Below are 2,345 nucleotides of genomic sequence, written 5' to 3' on the forward strand. Positions count from 1 at the left end.
GTATCTGTCATTGGAATCGTATCTGTCATTGCGCCCGTAGCGATCCGAGCGGTCGTCACGACCGTAGCGGCTCTCGTCGCTTTGTGCCTTACGAGCATCTTCGTATTTCTTGCCCGCGAGAGCCGCACCGGCTCCGAGAACAATGGCATCGCCAATGCGCCCATTTCGTGCGGAGTTCAGTGCCGCTGCTCCCAGGCCACTGCCCAGGTTACGCATCGCGTTCTTGTCGTCCTGGCGTGGGCGGCCACTCTGCGCCCAGCTTGTTCCCAGCAGCCCGATTAGCGCCAGCCCCGTCAGCAAAATTGGTTTGGTATTCATCTCCGTAAACTCCTTCTCCTCGCCGCGTGGGGAGCTTTAACAGCGCCCCTTGTTGAAGAAGACGAAAGCCCGAGGGTGTGTGTGACAGCTTAGCGAGGAGCCTGAATCGTTATCCGCCCATTGAAAGTGGGCGTCTGAGGGCCTTCGGCCAAAAAGTCACTTCGTGACTGGCGAGTTCCCAGTCGCGGAGCGACTTCTCAGCCGAGGAACGAGGCTCTTAGACGCTGATTTCAATCAGCGGTGGGGCGATTCATGAAAAAGGCGCGAGTTACCGTGTTTTTGTGTATAATGCCCGCAATGTCACCGGGCACGGGTTCGTGGGCATCGGTCTCGTCTCTGGGAACCCACCTGTTCCCCCCGATCTACGAAAGGTTACAGACTCATGGTTTTACACCGTTCTCGCTTCTCGCTGACACGCGGCACCCTCGCCACGCTCATGCTTCTTGGACTGGCTACGCTTCCCCAGATGGCACAGGCACAGACAGCAGCGATTGATTTTACAAGCAGTGGTTCCAATACTGCCGCTACGACTTCCACACGTGGCTATGAGTTCAATATCACGTCGTCTGTTACCGTGACAGGACTTTCGTTCTTTGACCTTGGCTCTGATGGCCTTGCGCAGGCGCACGATGTCGGCCTCTGGGACTCGTCGGGGACACTGCTTGCCTCTGTCAATGTTCCCAGTGGCACGACGGCTCCCTTGGATAGTAGCGGTAAGTTTCGCTTCGTCACTCTGGGCTCGTCTGTGACATTGCCTGTTGCAACTGCGTATCGAGTGGGAGCTGTGTTTGTAGCAGGTTCGCCAGATCAGCAGTTTATCTCTCAGGTTGGTCTGACGAATGCTCCCGGCGTGAGCTATGTACAGGGTGCCTTTATTAACAACGGGGTCAATGCGCTGACGTTCCCTACGGGCAATCTCGGTGTGAATGGGCTCTCGGGTGGTAGCTTTGTGATTGGTGCAGCCTCCTCTGCCCCCGAGCCTGGCACATTGGCTTTGCTCGCGCTGGGTATTGTCGGTGGGGTTGTGGCTCGCCGTCGCAAGTAATCGCGCCGATCAGAACGGGGCGGCTGGAGAGCTAAAGCTACGAAGGCCGTTCCGGCCATGGAAATGCGAAATTCGGTATGGGCCGGGTACCCTCTGGGTGGCCCTTCGCAGCCGCAGGCTCTCCAGCACCGCCGTTCCCATCGGCGGTGTTTTCGTTTGTGAAGAATGGTACAATCTGGAAAATCGGAGTCAAATTCCGATGTGGACTGTCTTTTAAGACGGAGGCTGGTGACTATGGTACGGAACCATTTTGTAGGGATGCTCGGGATGTCGGCACTCTTGCTCGGGGGCACAGTGCTGGCCACCACCGCAAAGCAAGCGTCGCCGCTGGCGGCGTATCGGGGCAAGAAGGCGACCGCTGTTGTCTTTATCGGGGTCGCGTGCCCGATTGCCAACCGCCACGCGCCGGAGCTCGCCGCGCTGGCAAAGACGGCCAAGGCGCACGGCGGACAGCTCGTGCTGGTTTACAGCAATCCGGGGGATCAAAAAGAGGCGAGAGCGCACGCAAAGAAATACGGCCTCAGCGATGCCCTGATTGTCTGTGACGGCGACCAGGCGCTCAAGACGGCGCTGGGCGCGAGTGTCACGCCGCACGCCTTTGTGCTCGATACCCGTGGCAAGGTGCTCTACAACGGGCGCATTAGCGATGATGGGCAGGGGCAGGCAAAACCCCGCGCGACTGTGCCACTGCACCATGAGCTTTCCGACGCACTGGGGGCAGCACTGGGCGGAAAGCCCATCAAGGTGGCCAAGACCGAGGCCGTGGGTTGCGTCATCGAGCCGCTCGCAGCGGCGAGTGTGACCGGCCCTAACTACGCCGAGCACATCGCGCCGATTCTCAATGCCAACTGTGTCTCCTGCCACCGCGACGGCGAGATCGGGCCGATGAAGCTCGATAGCTACGCCAGCGCGAAGGCGTTTGCTGCCAATATTGCCCAAGTCTCCGAGAAGCGTGTCATGCCGCCCTGGAAGCCCGTCGAGG

2 protein-coding genes and 1 pseudogene are annotated in these 2,345 nt (G+C 59.3%); 2 read left to right on the forward strand and 1 reads right to left on the reverse strand.

The window, feature by feature from the left end:
* Positions 1-318: pseudogene (locus ACH2EH_RS02135) on the reverse strand (hypothetical protein); the annotation flags it as partial.
* Between the two features lie 382 nt (positions 319-700).
* Between ACH2EH_RS02135 and ACH2EH_RS02140 the strand changes: the two are divergent.
* Together ACH2EH_RS02140 and ACH2EH_RS02145 are read left to right on the forward strand one after the other, a co-directional pair.
* Complete coding sequence (locus ACH2EH_RS02140) at positions 701-1,363, forward strand: DUF4082 domain-containing protein (RefSeq protein ID WP_395138421.1); 663 nt, start codon at positions 701-703, stop codon at positions 1,361-1,363.
* Between the two features lie 234 nt (positions 1,364-1,597).
* On the forward strand, positions 1,598-2,345 hold a 748-nt coding region (locus ACH2EH_RS02145), incomplete at its 3' end, for a redoxin family protein (RefSeq protein ID WP_395138423.1).

Source organism: Armatimonas sp. (genome assembly GCF_043760365.1).
In the GTDB taxonomy this organism is placed as follows: Bacteria; Armatimonadota; Armatimonadia; order Armatimonadales; family Armatimonadaceae; genus Armatimonas.